Origin of the sequence: Treponema vincentii F0403 (assembly GCF_000412995.1) — a bacterium.
GTDB classification, from domain to species: Bacteria; Spirochaetota; Spirochaetia; order Treponematales; family Treponemataceae; genus Treponema; species Treponema vincentii.
Genome location: NZ_KE332512.1, coordinates 366170 through 388008, shown reverse-complemented (window position 1 = coordinate 388008; position 21839 = coordinate 366170). Strand labels below are relative to the sequence as shown.

20 protein-coding genes are annotated in these 21839 nt (G+C 47.4%); 3 read left to right on the top strand and 17 right to left on the bottom strand.

Annotated features, from left to right (window positions below; all coding sequences use genetic code 11):
• Positions 1-2 precede the first annotated feature (2 nt).
• The 17 genes from HMPREF1222_RS01725 to folP all read right to left on the bottom strand — a co-directional run bounded on the left by HMPREF1222_RS01725 (position 3) and on the right by folP (position 17710).
• Positions 3-1475: a PP2C family protein-serine/threonine phosphatase gene (locus HMPREF1222_RS01725; protein WP_006189515.1), complete on the bottom strand. Its 1473-nt coding sequence runs from the start codon at positions 1473-1475 to the stop codon at positions 3-5.
• 155 nt (positions 1476-1630) lie between these two features.
• Entirely contained in the window at positions 1631-3490 is a 1860-nt protein-coding gene (locus HMPREF1222_RS01720; protein ID WP_016517947.1) for an oligopeptide ABC transporter substrate-binding protein, read from the bottom strand.
• A gap of 55 nt (positions 3491-3545) precedes the next feature.
• Positions 3546-4466 carry an ABC transporter permease gene (locus HMPREF1222_RS01715; protein ID WP_016517946.1) on the bottom strand — a complete coding sequence of 307 codons (921 nt, stop codon included), beginning with the start codon at positions 4464-4466 and terminating at the stop codon, positions 3546-3548.
• 52 nt (positions 4467-4518) lie between these two features.
• Positions 4519-5487: an ABC transporter permease gene (locus tag HMPREF1222_RS01710; RefSeq protein WP_016517945.1), complete on the bottom strand. Its 969-nt coding sequence runs from the start codon at positions 5485-5487 to the stop codon at positions 4519-4521.
• 10 nt (positions 5488-5497) lie between these two features.
• Positions 5498-6427: an ATP-binding cassette domain-containing protein gene (locus HMPREF1222_RS01705; protein WP_006189510.1), complete on the bottom strand. Its 930-nt coding sequence runs from the start codon at positions 6425-6427 to the stop codon at positions 5498-5500.
• A gap of 11 nt (positions 6428-6438) precedes the next feature.
• Positions 6439-7434, bottom strand: a complete 996-nt coding sequence (locus HMPREF1222_RS01700) for an ABC transporter ATP-binding protein (RefSeq protein ID WP_016517944.1) — start codon at positions 7432-7434, stop codon at positions 6439-6441.
• A gap of 304 nt (positions 7435-7738) precedes the next feature.
• On the bottom strand, positions 7739-8560 hold the full coding sequence (locus HMPREF1222_RS01690; protein WP_016517943.1) for a Cof-type HAD-IIB family hydrolase: 822 nt from the start codon (positions 8558-8560) through the stop codon (positions 7739-7741).
• Positions 8560-9726 carry an aminotransferase class I/II-fold pyridoxal phosphate-dependent enzyme gene (locus HMPREF1222_RS01685; protein ID WP_016517942.1) on the bottom strand — a complete coding sequence of 389 codons (1167 nt, stop codon included), beginning with the start codon at positions 9724-9726 and terminating at the stop codon, positions 8560-8562. The genes HMPREF1222_RS01690 and HMPREF1222_RS01685 overlap by 1 nt, the downstream gene beginning before the upstream one ends.
• Positions 9723-10205, bottom strand: a complete 483-nt coding sequence (locus tag HMPREF1222_RS01680) for an Lrp/AsnC family transcriptional regulator (RefSeq protein WP_016517941.1) — start codon at positions 10203-10205, stop codon at positions 9723-9725. The genes HMPREF1222_RS01685 and HMPREF1222_RS01680 overlap by 4 nt, the downstream gene beginning before the upstream one ends.
• A 49-nt stretch (positions 10206-10254) precedes the next feature.
• Positions 10255-11637 (bottom strand): MATE family efflux transporter, encoded by a 1383-nt coding sequence (locus HMPREF1222_RS01675; RefSeq protein ID WP_016517940.1) that lies wholly within the window; start codon positions 11635-11637, stop codon positions 10255-10257.
• A gap of 39 nt (positions 11638-11676) precedes the next feature.
• A complete protein-coding gene (locus HMPREF1222_RS01670; RefSeq protein ID WP_006189503.1) occupies positions 11677-12930 on the bottom strand; it encodes a CobW family GTP-binding protein in 1254 nt (417 codons plus the stop codon).
• A gap of 99 nt (positions 12931-13029) precedes the next feature.
• Positions 13030-13827, bottom strand: coding sequence for a tRNA pseudouridine(38-40) synthase TruA (gene truA, locus HMPREF1222_RS01665; RefSeq protein ID WP_016517939.1), 798 nt, complete (start codon positions 13825-13827; stop codon positions 13030-13032).
• Complete coding sequence (locus HMPREF1222_RS01660) at positions 13817-14695, bottom strand: DUF2225 domain-containing protein (RefSeq protein ID WP_006189501.1); 879 nt, start codon at positions 14693-14695, stop codon at positions 13817-13819. Before HMPREF1222_RS01660 ends, truA begins: the two co-directional genes overlap by 11 nt.
• A gap of 16 nt (positions 14696-14711) precedes the next feature.
• Entirely contained in the window at positions 14712-15083 is a 372-nt protein-coding gene (gene acpS, locus HMPREF1222_RS01655; protein ID WP_016517938.1) for a holo-ACP synthase, read from the bottom strand.
• Positions 15062-16060, bottom strand: coding sequence for a CdaR family protein (locus HMPREF1222_RS01650; RefSeq protein WP_016517937.1), 999 nt, complete (start codon positions 16058-16060; stop codon positions 15062-15064). The genes acpS and HMPREF1222_RS01650 overlap by 22 nt, the downstream gene beginning before the upstream one ends.
• Entirely contained in the window at positions 16057-16869 is an 813-nt protein-coding gene (gene cdaA / locus HMPREF1222_RS01645; protein ID WP_006189498.1) for a diadenylate cyclase CdaA, read from the bottom strand. Before cdaA ends, HMPREF1222_RS01650 begins: the two co-directional genes overlap by 4 nt.
• Positions 16856-17710 (bottom strand): dihydropteroate synthase, encoded by an 855-nt coding sequence (gene folP / locus HMPREF1222_RS01640; protein ID WP_016517936.1) that lies wholly within the window; start codon positions 17708-17710, stop codon positions 16856-16858. The genes cdaA and folP overlap by 14 nt, the downstream gene beginning before the upstream one ends.
• A gap of 172 nt (positions 17711-17882) precedes the next feature.
• Here folP and guaA point away from each other — a divergent pair, with 172 nt between their 5' ends.
• From guaA to HMPREF1222_RS01625, 3 genes are read left to right on the top strand one after another with little or no spacing between them, the layout of a single operon-like run.
• The gene (gene guaA / locus HMPREF1222_RS01635; protein ID WP_006189495.1) at positions 17883-19430 is read left to right on the top strand and encodes a glutamine-hydrolyzing GMP synthase; all 1548 of its coding nucleotides are present in this window, start codon (positions 17883-17885) and stop codon (positions 19428-19430) included.
• Between the two features lie 10 nt (positions 19431-19440).
• Positions 19441-20046, top strand: a complete 606-nt coding sequence (locus HMPREF1222_RS01630; protein WP_016517935.1) for a glucosaminidase domain-containing protein — start codon at positions 19441-19443, stop codon at positions 20044-20046.
• Positions 20047-20074: 28 nt separating this feature from the next.
• Complete coding sequence (locus HMPREF1222_RS01625) at positions 20075-21832, top strand: aminopeptidase P family protein (RefSeq protein WP_016517934.1); 1758 nt, start codon at positions 20075-20077, stop codon at positions 21830-21832.
• Positions 21833-21839: the final 7 nt, after the last annotated feature.

The following is a 21839-nucleotide window of genomic DNA, read 5'->3' as shown; positions in this document are numbered from 1 at the left end:
CCTTATTCCTTTAATTTGACTGCTAAAATAGTGGTATCATCGCGGAACGTCTTCGTTGCGCTATAATTCAATCCTAAATCGGCTATTTTTGCGGCTACTGACGATGCATCAGATGATGCAAAAGACTTTATTGATTCAACATATACGTCATTGTCACCGAGCTCTACACCTTCTTCATTGGTTATTTCGGGAATACCGTCCGTCGTAATAACCAACAAATCGTTACGGTACAAAGGCTTTTCGGCAACCGCTACCGAATCGATATCGATAATTCCGATAACGGAACAATTTGAATCCAGCGGCTTAACTTTGTATCCTTCTGCAGCTCTGGTAAAGATCATCGGCGCTTCCATCGAAGCGTTTACATAACGTATTTTCATCGCCTTAGTATCGATGAGACCTAAAAACACGACGGTGTATTTATCGAGGAGATTCATGCGCTTAATAGCGCTGTCTACCGCAAGTATCAGACCGGCTAAGTCTTCTTTATTTTCCATAATCCGTATCGTGTTTACTACCACACCCATAACGAGCGCAGCTGCAAGTCCTTTTCCGGAAACGTCGCCCGTAATAATAAGAGTTTTATCTTCGTCGATGGGAATAATATCATAATAGTCGCCCGATACGTTTACCAATGGACGGAAATAAATACCTACTTCCAACTTATCAAGTGCAGGTATTTTTTGCGGCAAGAATGCATGCTGAGTATTGGCAACCATCTGCCATTCCTGTGCAAGCTCCGAATAATAAAGGAGTTGTGAAAGCGTTCTTTCGCGGCCGAAATAGTTTTTAAATTCCGTAAAAAGCTGCGGAAAAATCTCCGGTTCAACAGCACGGATGTACCGGCAGATAATAAAAAAACGTGCGGAACTATACGCAACGACAATTCCCCGCGCTTTTTTTCTATCGGATATCATCTGCATATCGGAATCCAATAAATAAATTCCTTCTCCCCAATGTTCCAGCCAGTCGGTTGAAAACCGCTGCGCTAACTTTGCATACACATCCGGATCCGAAACGTATGCAGAAGCACTGTTGTATACAACCAAATCCGTGTCGGTATTGGTGAGTAACACGGAGCAATCCGCTTGATATTCAAGTTCCCGCTGAATAGCTTCGATAAGGTTTTCACGCGTATAGCAAAAGCGCAGTCCACTGATAAAGGAAGCAAAAAGAGCGGTTTCCATTTCGCTATAAACGTCTTCCCGTACCTTATGGGATAAAAAGACGGTTGCCATAGAGACCATAATGGAAGCAATAGCAAAGATAACAAAGGCAAAACCGAAACGGGTAAGGAAGCTGAAATTAGGAAGCATTCGGTACTGTGTTACCATTAGTGTCAGATCTTTCGCAGAAATCAAGCGTCCTAAAAACGAAAAACGGGGACTTAATGCCAGCATGAATGATGCAAAGATCAAACTAATACCGGTAAAAATAACTAATTTCCCCCAAAACTCTTGTTGTTTTCGTATCATGCGCTACAACCTCATAACCATTTTAATTTATTAAGAGAGCCGGCAAAAATTTTTCTATAAGCTCTCCGCTATTTTTACTTTAAACAACGATAACACTGACCCGTTTTATCCGGCGGATCAGTGTTATCGCATATTGTTATTTTACCTGCTTACCGTTATTTCATTGTATTGACGGCAGGTTTGTCGCTAACAAGCGCCGCATCGCACCAGTCCCAGTCCTTAACAAACCGTATATCCCAATTCTTAACCCGCTTGTTAACAGCACAAAGTCTTATGCGATATGCGGTTGGAACTGCAGGAGCTTCTTCCAGTATATTTTCGTCCCATTCCTTATAAGCCTGAGCGCGGAATGCCTCGTCAAAGAAATCTTCCGAAGAAATCTTAGCAAGCAGTTCATCATTTTTCTCATTAACCCAGCGGAGCCGGTTAAATTGAGCATCTCTGCCGTAAAGACCGTTTGGACGGGGATTTGAACCTACACCCCATGCAGCCATATACATTTCCACAGCAGGGTCATCGTTTCTCAGTCTATCATAAAAGGCATTGAATTCGATCAGCCGACCGTCGTTCAGCGCAACATTTAATCCGACATCTTTCCAGTTTTGGATATAGTAATTTGCAATCGGAGCTGCTACATCGCTGCCGCTCATATACAAGAAATTGATCTTGAGCGGTTTTCCATCCGGCGTTTCACGATAGCCGTCTCCGTCAACATCCTTATAGCCTGCTTCGTCGAGCAACTGTTTCGCTTTTTCAGGATTGTATGAGTATCCTTTCCGGTTTATATCGTAAAATCCGGGGTGATACGGCGTAATAAAGGAGTTGGCAGTAAACCGTAAGCCATGGTAGTAGATATCGTTTATTCCATCGTTATCCATCGCATAACCGAGCGCCTGACGCAACGCCTTGTCTTTAAATTTACCGCCGTCGGGGAACATTTCGCATTCGCCTTTTTCTTTATTCCATACACCAAACTTAAAGCCTAAATACCCATAGGCATTATCTACATTACAGATGAAATCAAGATTATCAACCTTCAACTTCGGCTTTCCGTTTTCGTCAAATACCGTTCTTCCTTCGTCATCAAGCACAACAAATTGGTCATATAAATCAGCTCTAAAATAATCGACAATATCCACTTCACCGGCTTTCAAAGCTGCGGCAAGAGATGTCGGCGCAATCCGTTTCATAATCAGCTTATCGAGTGCGATTTTTTTGCCATACCAATAAGGATTAGGTACATACTCGATAATATCACCTTCTACCATAGAATTGATCACAAAGGGACCGCAGGAAAGCGGTGTTTTCCGTACACGGTCATGAGAAGCCATTTCCGTCAATGGAATATCTTTAAGGTAATGATACGGTTCCGCATTATAGGTAAGGCCTGAACCCCATAAGATACCGGGTTCATACTCTATAAAAGTTACTTCTACCGTTTTATCGTCTATTTTTTTAACACCGGAAATATTTTTAGCCTTACCTTCATGGTAGTCAACCATACCGACAACATTCGCATAACGGCTATCATAACGAACACCGGTATAATCGGGATGTCCGATACACTCATAACAGAAAATAATATCTTCAGCAGTTACCGGTACGCCGTCCGACCATGTGAGCCCCGGATTAATATGATAGGTAGCTGTTTTCTTTTCACGGTCGAATGTCATATCACAATATCCGCCGTTTCTGATTTCGTGATTGGGACCATCAACCATGAAGTTAGCCAACATCGGCAGCATTGCCTCATACGTCGGATTATCTTCATATAAGAACGTATTGAATATTCCTTTCCACGGTGTATCACCGACAAGACCGCAGACCAGAGTACCGCCGGCAAGTATTTCCCCTTCCCGTTCGATCATTTGTGGAAACAACAATTTTAATTCTTTATTTGCTTCCTTCCTCTCGCCGCTTTGTGCAGTTTGCGTTTGTTCCGTCTTACCGCCGCAGCTTGCAAGTACCATCATTACCGCGCATAAAAACGCAGTAATTTTTAAACCTTTTGACATTTGTTCCTCCTCGTTCAACTCAAGCCAATGCCATTTTTAAGCACTTGAATTCACCTTATTTATAACGCTGCTTTGCATCGGAGGCGCGTTTTATCGTTTGTCCGACGTAGTTAATACACAGCATTAACACCATAATAAGAATAGATGCAGGCAGCCATACCCACAGCTTACCGGAAATAGTTCCCGGATCGCGCGCATAGCCAATCAGCGTACCAAGCGACGGCGATGTCGGCGGGAGACCGAAGCCTAAAAAGCTCATTCCCGTTTCGATACCGATATTACCTGCCATACCGAGCGTAAAGTCAACGATAATAATCGAAGCGATATTCGGCAAAATGCCGCCGTACATAATTTTAAAGTCACTTGTTCCCATAATGCGCGATGCATTCACATAATCGCGGCGGTTTTCGGACAAGGCCTTACTGCGTACAAGCCGGGTAATATGCACCCAATAAAAAAAGGACATTATACAGATAAACGTCCAAATATTATAAGAGGGAACAATCGTTACAAATACGATAATCAGCATAACGACCGGCAAAATCATAATAAAGTCGCAGATACGCATGATGACATTGTCGACCCTTCCCCCGTAAAAACCGGTAATCAGGCCGAAAAAGACGCCAACGATTTCGGTAATAATGGTTACGCTGAATGCAATAAGGATGGAATTACGCGCTCCGATAATCAGCTGAGGCAAAATCGGCCGACCACCAAGATCTGCTCCGAGCAGAAACTTTTTACCGGGCACCGAAAACTTATCCCGTAAGCTTACCTTCATAACCGTTTCCGTATCCAGTACAAAACCGCCGATGATAATCACTGCAAAAATAATAACCAATATGCCGAGTGCAAGGATTGCGGCTTTATCATGTTTAAATTCCGTCTTTACGATCTTCCAAAACGACGGCACGGAAGTCATTTCTTTCAATGTCGCTTCGTCTATACTATCAATATCAAATGCCGTTTTTTCCATAATACCCTCTCAAAATCAACTGATGTACAAGGAGATACATCAGTTGATGATTTTATTCAATTCTGATCCGCGGATCGACGATTATCATAATAATGTCGGAAATCAAGCTACCGAACAGAGCCAGCGTTCCGTACAATAAGGTGAGTGCATTGATAACCGAATAATCGCGTGACATAATCGATTCGATGAACAACATGCCCATTCCTTGATACATAAAAATCGTTTCGACGAATATTGAACCGGCAAGCAAGCCCGTTACCGTAAAGCCGAAGAAAGCCGCTATCGGCAATAAGGAATTTCGGAAAATATGATGCGTATACACCTTGTCGATCGGTACGCCCTTGCTCCGCGCCGTTTTAACGTAATCTTGACTTTTTGCATCGATAATCTCGTTGCGAAGATATTGCACGATACTTGTTGTACGCAGTACCGCCGCCGTAATTGCAGGAAGCAGCATATGATACAGACGGCTTAGGATAAAGCGCCCCCTGTGTCCCATCGCATCCAGCCCGACAAAACCCGACGTCGGAAAAATTTTGAGCCGATAGCCGAATAATAAAAGACTCAAAAGTGCAAGGATAAACGTCGGAATTGCATACGTGATAAAGTTATAAACCAACACCGCCTTATCGAATTTCGATCCGTTATAACGCCCTGCGCGGATACCAAGAGGTACGGCAATTGCATACGTCAAAATAACGGTTAAAAGCGAAAGCCACAGGGTGTTTTGCGCCGGTAATAGAATTTTATCTTTTACCGGAATTTTATACGTATAAGAGACACCGAAATCACCGTGCAGCAGAATACGCCCCATCCAATTCTTATACTGAACCGGCCACGGATCGTTTAAACCTGCTTTTTCCCGTAGTTCTTCAATACGGCTCGCATCGACATTCGGATTATTTATCAGGCCGGTAAAGGGATCACCGGGCATCATTTTTCCGATTAAGAACACCAAAACACTCAATACAAACAGCTGCGGTATCATAATAAGGATACGGCGTACTATCGTCTTCCACATACTCTTCCCCCTAATCCTTCAATGCAGCGTAATGAGTGTCGCTTATTTTCTTTAAATCGTACACTCGCCCTTCGGGACTAAAGTAACGCTCCGATTCACGCTTGTATATTTCTTCAATTTCGGCACGGCGTTTTTTATATTCTTCGCGTATTTCGACATTCATTTCAGGGATAGCTGCGATAAGCCGCTTGGTGTAAATATGCATCGGGTTACGGTAAATATCTTCCCGCGTTCCCGCTTCTACGAATCGGCCGCGGTACATAATGTAGATGTAATCGCACATATGTTTGACAACGCCTAAGTCGTGCGAAATAAACAGATAGCTCAACATAAATTCGCGCTGAATTTCTTTAAGAAAGTTGAGAATTTGCGCCTGCACCGAAAGGTCAAGCGCGGAAACCGGTTCGTCCGCCACAATGAGTCGCGGATTAACGGCAATTGAACGCGCAACACCGATACGCTGCCGCTGCCCACCCGAAAACTCATACGGGTACTTATATAAACCGTCGGGCGGTATCCCGACAATCTGCAAGAGCGAAAGTATTTTTTTTAATTCTTCATGCTTTGAAAGCCGTTCAAAATTCCTAATGGGTTCTGCGATGATGTCGCGGATACGTTTTTTAGGGTCGAGGCTCGACATGACGTCTTGAAACACCATTTGGACGTTTTCGTTATATTTAATCTTTTTCCGCTGTGCCTTGGTATTTACAAGACTTCCTTCGTAGCGGATTTCTCCGCCGGTAGGCTGTTCCAATCCGACAATCGCTTTACCGATGGTGGTTTTTCCGGAACCGGACTCCCCGATAAGACCGTAGGTTTTTCCTTCTTCAATTTGAAAAGAAACACCGTCTACCGCTCGTACGTGATCCTGTATCGTGTTAAAAAAGCCGCCGCGGATAGGGAAATGTACTTTTAAATCTTTTACTTCCAATAATGCCATATCCGCCTCCTCTAAACCTCACCCTCGAACCGGAAATTTTTCCAGCAGGAGCAGCGGACAAAATGTCCGGGACTTACTTCGTGCAAGACCGGAGACTCTTCGTGTTCCTCAGCCGGAATCCACGGTATACGGTCGGCAAACCGACAGCCCGTATGCTTGAGTTTTTTAAGCGACGGCACCATACCTTTAATAACGTGCAGCATATCATCGTCTTTATCCGCCTGCGGAATCGATTTAAGCAAAGAACGGGTATACGGGTGCAAGGGATGAGTAAACAATTCCTGCACAGTAGTCAGTTCGACGATCTGCCCCGCATACATAACCGCGACACGGTCGGCAACCTGTGCGACGACGCCGAGGTCATGGGTGATAAGGATGATACCCGCCTTATGTTCTTCCTGCAGGTCTTTGATGAGATCGAGAATCTGCGCTTGGATTGTTACGTCGAGCGCGGTTGTCGGCTCATCGGCAATGATAAGCGACGGATTACAAGACAGTGCAGTTGCGATAAGTACCCGCTGCCTCATTCCGCCGGAAAGCTCATGCGGGAACCGCTGCGCCGTCCGCTTGGGGTTCTGAATACCGACATCATTTAAAAGCTGTAAAACCCGCTCCTGTCGCTCTTTTTCGTTGAGGCTGGTGTGGTACAGCAGGGCTTCTTCAATCTGCTTCCCTACCCGCTGCAACGGATTAAGTGAAGCAAGTGGATCCTGAAAGATAAATCCGATATCCTTTCCGCGGATTTTGTTCATCTCGTCTTCGGGTAGTGTCAGCAAATCCCTGCCGTTCAGGAGGATTTCGCCCGAAACCCGGGTAAAACGCATATCGTGCAGTCCCATAACGGACATTGCGATAGTGCTTTTTCCACAGCCGGATTCCCCAACAATAGCAAGCATCTCGTTGGGATGAACGTCAAACGATACCCCATCAACGGCATCATAGTAGTTGCCGTCGATACGGAAAGCCGTGTGCAAATTTTTAACGGTCAATAAATTGTTTTGTTCCATGATAGTTTACTGTATTTATAACCTTTTTTAATAGCTGTATAACACGGTATCACGAATACCGAATTTTTGCAACTGTACACCTATAAAAAAAATCCGGGTAACTGCATCAGGCTTTTTTGTTATCCCCGCAGAATAATTGAGGCCGTTCAACCAGAGTTGAACCGTTGGTTCAAATGGTCTCTCGACCTCAATTATTCTGCGATGTTTATCAATTTTTCCTGATGCGGTTACCCATCTGCTAGAAAAAATGTGCGAAATTTTATCCAAAATTTCGCACAGAAAGAAGGTACCGCATCCTTATACTCTACAGCACGTACTTCTCTAAAAAGTGAGCGATACCGTCTTCGTTATTGGTGTAGTCTGTTACTGCATACGCAATATCTTTGATAGCGTCGAGGCCGTTTTTCATAGCGATGCCGTATCCCGCATAGCGGATCATTGTTTCGTCATTCATGCTGTCGCCGAAGGCCATCACTGCCTTATCTCTGATGCCAAGCAGCCATGCCAGCTCTTGCAGGAATTCCCCCTTGCCGGTATCCAACGGAATAATTTCCAAAAAATACGGCTTACTGGTAAACAGGACAGCCCGCGTACCGAACCGCTTTCTAAACTCAGGCTCGACGGCAGCGATAACATCCGGCTCCGCAGGGATGAGCAGCTTATACACCGGCTTGGTGCGCAAAATTTCCCGATAGTCCTTCGGCACGACAATCTTCATTTTTGTCAGATGCGCGTCCCTATCCGAAAAAACCGTCCGTTTAACGATATAAATGGTATCGTCAAAATAGAGATGACAGGAAAGATTTTGCGACTCTATATAATCGTAAATCTCAAGCGCAAGATCGGCGCCGAGGCAGCGGCTGATAATTTCCAGCTTCATATCGGAGGTCAATATCTGTGTTCCATTGTTGCACAGGATATAGCTTTCGGTTTTATCCGAACCGATCCGCTGCGCATACGAATGCACCGAGCGGGGACTTCTCCCCGAAGCGAGCAATGTCAGTACACCCTTTTTCATCAAGGCCTGTAAAACCGACACCGTGTAATCTGAAATCGTCAGATCATCCCGCAAAAGGGTGTCGTCCAAATCCATTGCGATAATTTCTATATTTTTCAACTTTTCCATTACAGTGGCTCGCCTTTCAACAATTTACCGATACGCTCAAGCGCAACCCGTATCTTGCTTATGTCGGTAGCGTAGCAGCAACGGACAAAGCCTTCGCCGCAGCTTCCGAATACGTGACCGGGCACAACCGCAACTTTGTAGTCGGTAATCAGCTTAACCGCAAATTCTTCCGAGCTTAAACCGGTACGGCGGATATCGACAAACAGATAAAAGGCTCCGTCGGGCGTAATATACGGCAGGTTCATCGAATCCAAACTTTTCATCATCAAGTTGCGCCGCTGCCGGTAAGATACCCGCATTTTTTCAACCTCGTCCCAGCCGCGCTCCAATCCTTCCAGCGCCGCATATTGGCTCATAATCGGGGCGCAGATTGCCGCATATTGATGAATTTTATGAATTTGAGCCATCAGTTCCTGCGGGCAGGCAATGAACCCGATACGCCAGCCGGTCATCGCAAAGGACTTTGAAAACCCGTTGAGGATAATACAGTAATCCTTCATTCCGGGAAAGGAACCGATGGACACATGCGGCGCTTCATACCGAAGTTCGCAATACACCTCGTCGGAGAGCACCCAAATCTTATGCTTTTTAACGACGGCGGCGATCTTTTCCATTTCATCAGCAGGGATCATCGTACCGGTGGGATTGTTCGGACTGCAGAGAATCAACGCCTTGGTTTTCGGCGTAATAAGCGTTTCGATGGCAGCCGCCGTCGGAATAAAACGATTCGCCGAGGTGTCCAGTGCAACCGGTTTTGCCCCGCAGAGAGCCACCAAGGGTTGATACGAAACATAGCACGGCTCCGCAACGATAACCTCGTCTCCCGGATTCAAGATAGACCGGAACACAATATCGATTGCTTCGGAAACGCCGAAGGTGATCAATATTTCGTTTTTAGGCGAATAGGTCATACCATAGCGGTTTAAATAGCTTGCAACCGCTTTGCGAAGCAGTTCAAGTCCCCAGTTTGAAGTATAGGAGGTGTGCCCGCATTCGAGATGATACCACGCTTCTTCGCGCATTACCCACGGTGTCGCAAAATCCGGCTCCCCTACCCCCAGCGAAATAATGTCATCCTGTCCGGCGGCAAGTTCAAAAAAGCGGCGGATACCGGAAGGAGCGATATTCACAATCCGGTTGGAAAATTTATCTGCTCTGTCCATCATGCGGTAATCTCTTCACGGGGGTCTTTTTTCGGATCGATATAATACGTTCCGCTTTCCTTATAGGTCTTCAGCACGAAATGAGTCCGCGTGCTGATAACCCCCTCCAGCGACGCAAGCTTTTCCGACACAAAAAAGGCAACCTCTTTTAAGTCTTTTCCTTCTACAAGTACGTGCAGATCGTATCCGCCGGACATCAGCTGAACTGTTTTTACCTGAGGATAGCGGTATATCCGCTCCGCAATACGGTCAAATCCGTGTTCCCGCGCAGGGGCGGCCTGAATTTCGATCATCGCAGATACCGTGTCGCTGCTCGCAAGCCGTTCACGGTTGATAACCGCAGAATATTTTAAGATAATTCCGTCATCTTCCAATTTTTTAATAACAGCGCGCACCTCATCTTCGGACTTGCCCGTCATTGCGGCAATATCCTGCGGGGTGAGACGCGCATCATTTTCCAGTAAATCGATAATTTCCTGCATATCAACTCCTATCTCTAATTCATAATTCATAATTCATAATTCTTAATTGCTAATTCATCGGCATGGGCGCTATCTTCTTTTTGTAAATGCGGTGCATAAAAAAGAGACAGGCAATAATGGAGACAACTTCGGCGATGAGATACGACCACCAGATGGCATTTACATCGCCGGTAAGCGAAAGCAGATATGCGGCCGGCAGAAGCGCTACGATTTGGCGCACAAACGTTGCAATCATGCTGTATACTGCGCTGCCGAAGGCTTGAAACACCGAAGAAAAGGTGATGCCGAGCGCCGCGCCGATAAAGCTGCATGCAATGATGCGGATTGCAGGAACACCGATTGCGAGCATCGCCGGAGAGGCGTCGAACAATCCCAACAGCTGCGCGGGGAACAGTTCAAAAAGCGCCATACCGAACAGCATGATCCCTATCGCAAGAAGGAGGCCGTTCCGTATCGTAACCGTAATCCGTTTTCTGTTTTGTGCTCCGTAATTATACGCGATAATCGGTACCATACCGTTATTCAGTCCGAACACCGGCATAAAGATAAAGCTGTTCAGTTTAAAGTACACACCATAGACCGCGATTGCGGTACTTGAGAAAGCGCTGAGGATGATATTGAGAAAGTAGGTGGTAACCGAGGTGATCGAACTGAGCAGAATAGACGGCACCCCGACTTTATAGATTTCCGCAATGATACGCGGTTCGGGTACAATATTCTTGAGCTTAAACTGAATTTCGCGGTTTTTTGTCAGATTGCAGAAAACGGAGACGCAAAGACCGATAATTTGCCCGAGTACGGTCGCAAGCGCCGCCCCGCGTATACCCATTTTAGGAAACGGTCCGATGCCGAATATCAAAAGCGGGTCGAATATCACGTTGAAAACCGCGCCGGAAAGCTGCGAATACATCGTATACAGCGTCAGTCCCGTCGATTGCAGCAGACGGTCAAAGGTAATGCCGAAAAAGAGCGCAAACGACATACTGAGCACAATATTCAAATACTCTTCCCCATACGCAATGATATTCGCCTCAACGCCTTGGGAAGCAAGGTACGGGCGTACCAGTATCAGTCCTGCAATAAAAAAGACGATAAAATTACAAGCCGCCAAAAACACGGCGTTCATCGCGGTTTTATTGACATCCTCTTGATTGTGCTGACCGAGCCGTTTTGACAGCAGCGCATTGACGCCGACGCCCGTACCTACGGCAAACGAAATCATCAGGTTCTGAATAGGAAAGGCAAGCGATACGGCCGTCAACGCATCCTCGCTGATTTTTGCGACAAAGATACTGTCGACGATGTTGTACAGCGCCATAATCAACATAGAAAACATCATCGGTAGCGACATATTGAGGATCAGCTTCATAATCGGCATGATCCCCATTTTGTTTTCAGCCGGACCGATAGGCCTTGCCTTTACTTCTTCCATTTTATATCACCTTATTCGTGCGGGGGATGTTGATTGATTTTAATCGAGCAGGGCGTCCAAGTCTGCAGAAATCTTTTGTTTATCGAGCTTTTGCCCGATGATGCAGAGTTTAATCATCCGGTCGCCGACTTTTTCGTCCCATTCTTCCCTCATCCGAGGTTCTTGGGCAAGAACTTTTTCCTGCTCTCTCTTGGAAACCGATGCGAGCCATCTGCCGGAAGCGCCTGCCTGAATCTGCCGCCCTGAGGTTTCAAAGACGTAGGCCATATCCTGTTCATCGCTAAACCAAACTACGCCCTTACACCGTATAATATTGCGCGGCCATACTCCTGCGTATTTTTCAAGTTTTTCCCTGTTAAACGGGCGGCGGCGGTAGTAGACAAAAGAGCCGATACCGTATTCATCTTCATCCGCGCCTTCATGCTTATGCTCGTGATGATGATGGTGATGATGACCGTGTTCTTCATGCTCATCATGATCGTGGTGTTCATGGTCGTGATGTTCGTGTCCATGGTGCTCATGTTCGTCATGATGATCGTGTTCGTCATGCTCACCGTGCTCATGTTCGCACTCATCATCATCGTCTTCTTCCGCACGCTTTTCCAATTCGGCAACCCAGCCCGCGCTTTCAAAGACTTTCTCAAAATCGAACCGCTTTGTTGCAAGTAAATCCTCTAACGGCACCTGACACCGCGTTGTTTCTATCACTTTAACATGGGGCTGAAGCTTATTGACAACCGCCCGCACTTTTTTCATCTGATCTTCCGTTACCAAATCTTTTTTATTGATAATAAGGGTGGAGCAAAACTCAATCTGCTGTACGAGCAGCGACTCGATATCTTCTTCGCCCATATCTTTTTTTAAAAGCTGCGCACCATCAGCGAATTCATCTACCAGCCGTTTTGCATCGACCACGCTTACGACATTATCCAAGTATCCGTTTTCGATTGTTTCGATGGCCTGCGCAATCGGCATCGGCTCACATACGCCGCTCGATTCAATCAACAGATAGTCGTACTTTCCCGACGCGATGAGGTTTTCAATCTGCATTACCAGATCGGTTTTGAGCGTACAGCAGATACAGCCGTTGGTAAGCGGTACGAGACTGCCTTTATCCGTAATATTGGCGTCTTTTTCTATCAAACTTGCATCGACGTTGATTTCGCCGATATCGTTGACAATCACCGCAACCTTGTAACCCTTTTGGTTCGCAAGGATCATATTCATCAATGTTGTTTTTCCTGCTCCTAAGTACCCGCAGAGCAATGTAATAGGTACTAATGGTTTTTTCATATAATTTCTCCTCAAATGTTAACTGCAATGTTTTGTAATATACTGTAAAATAATATAAAATGGAAGTATTTTATCGGGGCATTTGAAAATAGACGGCCATTACGGCGTAAGTAACTGCTGCGGATAGTCGATCGACCATAAAAAGAGCCCCTGCGGAGGGGCGGTTTCTCCCGCATTCCGGCGGTCTTTTGAGCGGAGCACAGCCTCGAAATCTTCTTTTGTGCCGTTTTGCTGTTCATAATGCAGTAAGGTTCCGGTGACGGAGCGTACCATACGCCACAAAAAGGCATTTGCCGAAATTTCAAAAACCAGAAAATCACGGTCGGTAAAAAAGTGCGCCGTATAGATATAGCGCGATTTACTCTTACTCTGGTCTCCGGCGGCGGAAAAGGTTGTGCAATCCAATTCTCCCGACAAAACACCCGCCATCCGGTTAAGCAGGTTAATATCCGGTTCGCGCCGTATATGCCAGCAATAGGGTAATTGATGCGCAAAGGCGGTTTTGCCGCAGTGAATAAAATACCGGTATGTACGCGAGCGGGCGCTGAAGCGGGCGTGTAAGTTATCGGAAACGTGAGCTGCCTCGATAATCCGTACATCCTTAGGCAGGGCGGAATTGAGCGCCGGTACAAAACTTTCCGGTTTAATCCGCGCTATATCGGTAAAAAAATGAGCAGCCTGCCCGCAGGCATGGACGCCCGCATCGGTTCTCCCCGAACCGAAAAGCTCGACGGGATGCTTATGCAGCAACGCCAGCGCCCGCTCGACTTCCCCCTGTACGGTGCGGAAAGATTCTTCCCCGTGCTGCAGCTGCTTTTGCCATCCGTGGAACCGTGTGCCGTCATACGATATCCGAAGCAGGATATTCCGACGGAAAGAAGCGGAATCAGTCGTCATCGGTTTCGTGTAATTCAACCTTCAACGCATCATAGAGGGCGCGGGCATGTTCCAAAATCGGGCCGGGCTTACTTTTGGAGGATTTTCCGAGGCCGAACATTTTTGCCAATGCAATTTTATGCATTCCCAGCCGCTTAAGCCGAGTTTCGGCATCCTGCCTTTGACCGTACCGGTATTCAAGCAAAGCGCCCAAATAGATAACGCCGTCGTAGCCGTAGTTTTTATCCACATCGGGTCCGAATGATTTTAAACCGGCAATCATCTCTTTACCGGTTGTTTCCAATTCAAGAGCACGCCGATACAAAAACAGGGCTTTTTGATAAAAGAGTTTGGAAATATAAGTGTAGTTTTCCTCCGGCTCTTTTTCCCCAAGTGTTGAAAAAAGCCATGCAGCGCGGAGTGCGCATATTGCCTGCTTAATAGTCGGAGAATACTTGGAATCAAAATGATCGTAACAGAGTAAGGCGAGATAATAGGAGGCAGCTCCTGCATGAAGCGTCCTTGCAGTATTAAAATCGATATGCCCGAAAAGATTTTTTATTGCGTTATAGCGCTCATTCATTGCTTCAAGCAGTTTTTCGGCAATCGGTCTTTCAATTACTCGGAAATCCTGCGTAAAGCCTGTGTACAGACACTGCGGGCAAACGGTCATACTGTAAATGAGCGGATATACCTCCCCGTATTTTGCCGACGGTTCGTATAAACGGCGCAGTTCTTCCGTTAAATCGCCCGCAATAACGCGGCCGCCGCCTGAATACATTTCTTCCCGTTTAAATTTTGCTCCGCATACGGGACATTCAATCTGATCCTTAGAATAATAAGAAATAGCGGCTTCTTTTTTGCTCTGTAGATCTTCTTCACGTTTCATATTACGGGATCTCCTTTTAACTTTCTAATATAACCCCGGCAATAGCCATATTGCTTTCGTGGGTTAGTGAAAGGTGAATATGGGTACCGTGTATACGCTCGAACGGCACGGCTGCATCGCCTAAGAGCGTCAGCTCCGGTTTGCCATTGGGATTATTGGTAACGAGAATATTTTTGAGCGTTATGCCTTTTAATCCGGTACCGAGCGCTTTCCCATAAGCCTCTTTTGCTGCAAAGCGTGCTGCCAAAGAGTATGCGGCGGTTAAACCCCTACTCTTGGTTTCCGCCAACTCTTGAGGATGAAAGAAACGGGCAAGCAGCCCTGCGTTTTCCATCCACCGCCGTATACGGCTTATATCAACGGCATCTATTCCGAACCCGACGACCATGTATGTACCGTATCCCTTTCCGCAGCTTCCGGCAATTCCGCCGTGATCTGTACCGATTTAGGATTAACCTGCACTATCTTGAGTTTAGAATACTCCACCGAGAGAACCGGCACAACCGGCAGCGTATACACACCGGGTTCGGTAACGGTTTCGCACGATACCGTCAAGATATTTTGAGGAGGAGTCCACGTTTCCAGCAATCGCTTCGGCCCCTGTACTTCTAAACTACCTGTTTTTTTGTCGGCGGTTATCGACAATTCTTTATTCGACTTTTCAAAATAAATGGGGATATTATCAAATTGCTTTTGAATAGTCGTTTCACTTATTTTAACGGTAGACTGCACTTGCGCCTTGCCGACAATCGAAACCAGCGGATCGTCATTGATAATGTCCGCCGTTCCCGAAAATCCGTTTGTACGCCCTTCTACCGAAAGAGGCTCCGTAGTAAGCTCATCGATTTTTTCTACCGGTTCGGCGGGGCCTTCTATTTCTACAGCGGCCGGATCAAGAGAGCTTTCCGTTACTTCATATCCGTCCGCAGGAATTCCTTTAAGAGACAGCGTAACGGGAACCTGCTTGCGTATACTTGTTGTCAGCCTTAACGTTAAGATTGCCGGTTCCGTACTGATTTCCATATTACCGAGCGGCGTTACCGTTCCAAGCAATCGAGTTTCGATAGGAATCCGGTACGTCCCTTCGGTTTTAAAATCCGATATATCGATGGATGCCGTAATATCATTTTCACCGATAGAACCGATTCCGATGGCTTCTCCCCAAAGCGTAACCTTTATCTTAGTGGGATATTGCTCTGCAGGTGTGAGCGGGCCGTTATTTACAACCGTAAGCGGAACGATGAGGTAGCGCTTATCCAAAAGGTTTCCGCGATAAAACTCCGACAGAAAAACGGCAAATACAAGACAGATAATTTTAACCGGCCAATTTTCGGTAAGACGAAGTAGAATTTGTTTTATGTTCATGAAGCGCTTCCTTCGGATTTGTCGGCAGTTTGCGTCTTTGCTTTGACTTTAAGCAGATAGGTCAATTCCGATTCAATATTATCCGTCGTAAGGTCGTAATACAGTTTTGAATCGTACGCAAGGCTGATTGCCCCCGATTCTTCGGATACGACAAGCACCACCGCATCGGTTTCTTCCGCAATGCCGAGCGCCGCGCGGTGCCGTGTTCCGAAGCTCTTGTTGATATCTTCCTGCTTGGTAAGCGGCAGATAGCAGCCCGCCGCAATAATACGTCCGTTGTCGATAACGACTGCGCCGTCATGCAGCGGGGTGTCAAATTCAAAAATGGTAACAAGCAGGTTCGAGCTGATTTCCGCATTGATGCGGGTCGCGGAAGGATTTTCGATAATCTCTTTTAAATTATTCTGCCGTAAAAATATAACCAGCATACCGCGGCGTTCTGCAGAAAGGCGTTCCGCGGCGGTTAATACATAATCGATATGGCTGTGCTGAGAGCGGGAACGTCTGAACCAGTCGTTCTGCCCCATCGTCAGGAACATCCTCCGCAGTTCGGGCTGAAAGATAATTGCCGCACCGATAACAACTCCCGTCGCAAGCGTATTCAATATCCAAAGCAGCGTCGTAAGGTGCAGTAAAAAGGCAACCGCATAAATGAGGAGCATCAACAATGCTCCTTTTCCAAGTTGCGCAGCCTGCGTTTTAATCAGTATCTGATATGACTTGTACATCAGAAATGCAAGGAGCAGCACATCCAGCACCGGTCCGATATAGGAGAGGTAGAACGACAGCATATCCCTAAGTAGTTCCATATTTTCGCAATTCCTTTAACACCAGTAATAGTTCCCTCGTTTCCGCAACATCGTGAACCCGTACGATTGATGCGCCTTGCTGCACCGCATACATCGTTGCCGCAAGCGTTCCCGCAAGCCGTTTTTCGGGAGGACATCCGGTAACGGCGCCGATAAACGACTTCCGCGACAGCCCTACCAAAAGCGGATACCCCAAGCCGATAAAACACGCGCTTGCCGCAATCAACCGGTAGTTATCCTCAGCTGTTTTTCCGAAGCCGATACCGTAATCGATAATGATGCGCTCACGCGCTATGCCGCAGCTTAAAGCGTAGGCCGCCCGTTCTTCAAGATAATCCCGTACTTCCGATATGACATTCCGATACTGCGGGACTGTCTGCTGCATTGTAGGCGGGGTTCCCCGTTTATGCATAAGAACAACGGCGCCGTCTTCTTCCGCAATCAACGTGCCGAGTGCGGGGTCGTCGGTTAAAGCCGAAATATCGTTGCAGAGCGTTGCGCCCGCTTTAAAAGCGGCCTTCATAACCGCAGCTTTCCGCGTATCCACCGATAGGGGCACCGCGCTACGCTTCCGCACCGCCTCGATTAACGGGATAACCCGCTCCAGTTCTTCCGCTTCGCAGATATACGAAGAGCCGGGACGTGTCGATTCCCCCCCGATATCGATAATATCGGCGCCTTCCGCCTCCAAGGCTAATACCCGTTCCAAGCCTTTTTGTAAACCGACGGAACGGCTCGGTTCATAAAACGAGTCGGGCGTTGCATTAACGATTCCCATGATAAAAGCCGGCAAACCGGTTTCTATTGTAAGCCCTTTTCCGCAATCAAGCCGCAAGTGCATACCGGATTATAACAGATTTTCCGGCTCTTGTCCTAGAGCTTAACTTACGGTAAGCGTGCCGGCACATCCCTGCTCAACACTCGGCGCTTTCCTGCTCAACGCTTTCCGGCTTGCCTGTTTTCCGTCTGTTTTTCCGGCTTGTCTAACACGGCGCTCCTTGATATAGTAGGATATGCACACAGAAAAAATTATTATCCTTGATTTTGGCGGGCAGTATAGCCAGCTCATAGCCCGCCGTGTCCGCGAATGCGGAGTTTATTGCGAAGTCCTTCCTTTCGACGCCGAACTTAACCGTATAAAAAGTGTTTCTTTAAAGGGAATTATCTTAACCGGAGCGCCCGACTCCGTATATGCCGAAGACGCGGCAACCTGTAATCCCGAAATATTCAATTTAGGCGTGCCGGTATTGGGAATCTGCTACGGAATGCAGCTGATGACCTATTTACTCGGCGGAAAAGTACAGCCTGCAGAAAAAAGCGAATTCGGTAAAACGAAGCTGCATATCGATGAAAAATCGGAGGCGGCGGCATTATGGAAAGATTGTCCCGCGGACTCTATTGTGTGGATGAGCCACAACGACAGCGTAGCCGCACTCCCCAAAGGGTTTAACACCATTGCGCAAACGGACAACTGCCCCATCGCCGCGATGGCAAACACGGAACGCAAATGCTACGGCGTACAATTCCATCCCGAAGTGTTACATTCGGTATACGGTACGCAAATACTCAAAAACTTTGTACGCGGTATCTGCGGATGCACGGAAGTGTGGAACGCCGCAACCGCCGCCGACACCGTTATTCAGGAAATAAAACGGAAAGTCGGAGATAAAAAAGTTATTTCCGCTCTATCCGGTGGAGTGGATTCCTCCGTCGCTTCCGTACTGGTGCATAAGGCAGTCGGCGATCAGCTCACCTGTATCTTTGTCGACCACGGACTTTTACGCAAAGACGAAGCGGCACAAGTGCTGAAAACCTACCGCGAAACGCTCGGCCTCAATATCATCCATGTAGACGCCTCCGAGCGGTTCTTAAAAAAACTTGCCGGGGTTACCGAACCGGAACGGAAGCGGAAGATTATCGGTGAAGAATTTATCCGTGTTTTTGAAGAAGAAGCGAAAAAAATCGGCACCGTCGATTTTTTGGTGCAGGGAACCATTTATCCCGATGTTATTGAATCGGGCGGAAGCAAAAAAGCCGCGGTTATTAAATCCCACCACAATGTCGGCGGTCTCCCCGAACATATCGACTTTAAAGAATTGATAGAACCGCTGCGGATGCTGTTTAAAGATGAAGTACGTGCACTCGGCAAAGCGCTCGGTATTCCCGACGAACTGGTTAAACGGCAGCCATTCCCCGGGCCGGGACTCGCCGTGCGTATCCTCGGAGAGATTACCCCCGAAAAACTCCGCCTCGTGCGCGAAAGCGATGCTGTTCTGCGTGAAGAAATTGCGCAGGCAGGCTTGTCGGATTCTATTTGGCAGTATTTTACCGTATTCCCCAATGTCCGCACGGTCGGCGCAATGGGCGACGGCAGGACCTACGATAATCTCATAGCAATCCGCGCCGTAACCTCGGTCGATGCAATGACGGTCGAAGTCGCGGAAATTCCGTATCCGCTGCTGCAGAAGATTGCGCTCCGCATCGTCAACGAAGTAAAAGGCATCAACCGCGTGGTGTACGACATTACGCCCAAGCCCCCCGCAACCATCGAATGGGAGTAACGGTAGCCGTATGAACGTTCCGAACCTTCGCGTAAAACGCTTTTTTCTTTTTTTTGCTTTGCTTGCGGTGTTTTTCTGCTTTTCGTGCCGCTCGGTTCCTCCGTCCATCCCGAGAACGATTATGGGAACCGGACGTATGACCAAAGAGCAGCTTGCGTCATTCTTTTTAACCCAAACAGCCTTAACGCAAGCGGGCAAAGCCGATCAGGAGAAAGTTAAACGGCTGGCGGAATATTATGTAAAAGAATCCGCCGCCGAAGGAATAAATGCCGACATTGCTTTTGCGCAGATGTGTTTGGAAACAGGCTTTTTACAATTCGGCGGATTGGTAACCGCAGATATGAACAATTTTTGCGGACTCGGCGCCATCAATGCCGAAAATCCGGGGTTGGTATTTCCCGACGAACAAACGGGAGTCCGAGCGCATATTCAGCACTTAAAAGCATACGCCAGCGCCGAACCGCTCAATCAACCTTCCGTTGATCCGCGTTACCGCTATGTAAATCCCAAAGGCAAGGCGCCGCATATTTACAACCTTGCAGGAACATGGGCATCCGATCCCGCTTACGGGCATAAGATAGACCAGCTGCTGCGCCGAATGTACGCAGGGCTATAGGGCACCTCTAAAAACTAAGGAGATTTGTATGACAATAGTTGAACGTATTAACTTATTACGCAAGAATATGGCGGAATGCGGCTTCGACGCCTATTATATTCCGACCGCCGACCCTCATCAGTGCGAATATCTTGCCGAACACGATAAGACGCGTGTTTTTATTTCGGGTTTTACCGGATCTGCAGGAGCGGTACTGGTTACAAAAGACAAGGCCTTTTTGTGGACTGACGGCCGGTATTTTTTGCAGGCTGAAAAAGAGTTACAGGGAAGCGGTATCCTTTTGCAAAAAAGCGGAGAGCCGGGAGTACCGACCGTATTTGAATACCTTGCACAAACGCTTCCTGCGGGAAGTACGATCGGCATGGACGGGAAAGTTATGGCGGTTAACTCCTTTACACAGTTTAACACATCGCTTCCCGGCATGAAGCTTGCTACCGGCCGCGATCTTATCGGCGAGATGTGGACGGATCGCCCCGCGCCCGTATTAAGCAAAGCCTTTTTACTCGATGTCCGTTATACGGGCAAATCCGCATCGGAAAAAATCAAAGAAGTCCGCGCAGCCCTTAGGGGAAAAAAGGCGGATGCAACGGTCATCGGAGCTTTAGAGGATGTTTGCTACCTGTTTAACATCCGCGGTAACGATATTGAATGTACGCCGGTTGTTACCGCCTACGCCTTGATCGATATGCAGTCCGCGCGGCTTTACATCGATGCACGGCAAATGACGGATGCGGTGCGGGCAGCGTTGGAAAAAGAAGGTGTTTCGGTTGCTCCCTACGAAGCGGTTTTTACCGACGCCGAAAAACTGCGCGGTAAGGTCTACCTTGATCCTGCACGGACAAACGTCTTCCTCCGTAATAAGATAAAAGCGGAGATCGTAGAAGGTCTTAATATCACCTCTACGATGAAAGCAATTAAAAACGAAATTGAAGTGAAAAACTACCGGAATGCTTTCCTAAAAGACGGCGTCGCGATGGTTAAAATCCTCAAATGGGCGGAAGAACATGCCGCGAGCGGCATCACCGAATGGGATGTTTCCGAGCAGCTGCTTCGTTTCCGTGCCGAACAGCCCGACTTTATAGAAGCGAGCTTTACCACGATTGCCGGATACGGACCGAATGCGGCGATCATTCACTACGGGCCTAAAAAGGAAACCGCCGCTGCGCTGCAGCCCAAAGGCTTTTTACTGCTCGATTCAGGCGGACAATACAAAGATGGAACGACGGACATTACCCGTACCATTCCGCTCGGCCCGCTCACAGCGGAAGAAAAAGAAGATTATACGTTGGTGTTAAAGGGGCATATCCAGCTCGCATTGGCAAAGTTTCCCGAAAACACAACCGGCTATAAGCTCGATATCCTCGCCCGCAATCCGCTCCGGCAATACGGCAAGGATTATAAGCACGGCACCGGCCACGGCGTCGGATATGTGCTGTCCGTTCACGAAGGGCCGCAAAATATCGGGCTCCGCTATCTGGATATTCCGATGAAGGTTGGAATGATTACCTCCAACGAGCCCGGTTTTTACTGTGCGGGCAGTCACGGAATCCGCATCGAAAACCTCACGCTGACAAAGGAATGGAAAACAACGGAATACGGAACATTCTTGGAGTTTGAAACGCTGACACTCTGCCCGATCGACACGCGGCCTGTTGTCAAAGAACTGCTGCTGCCCGAAGAGTTGAAATGGCTGAACGATTATAATCAAACGGTTCGCACCGCCTTGGAACCCCGTTTAGATGAAGCGCACCGCGCATTCTTAAAAGAGCGGACACAGGCGCTCTAATGCGCAA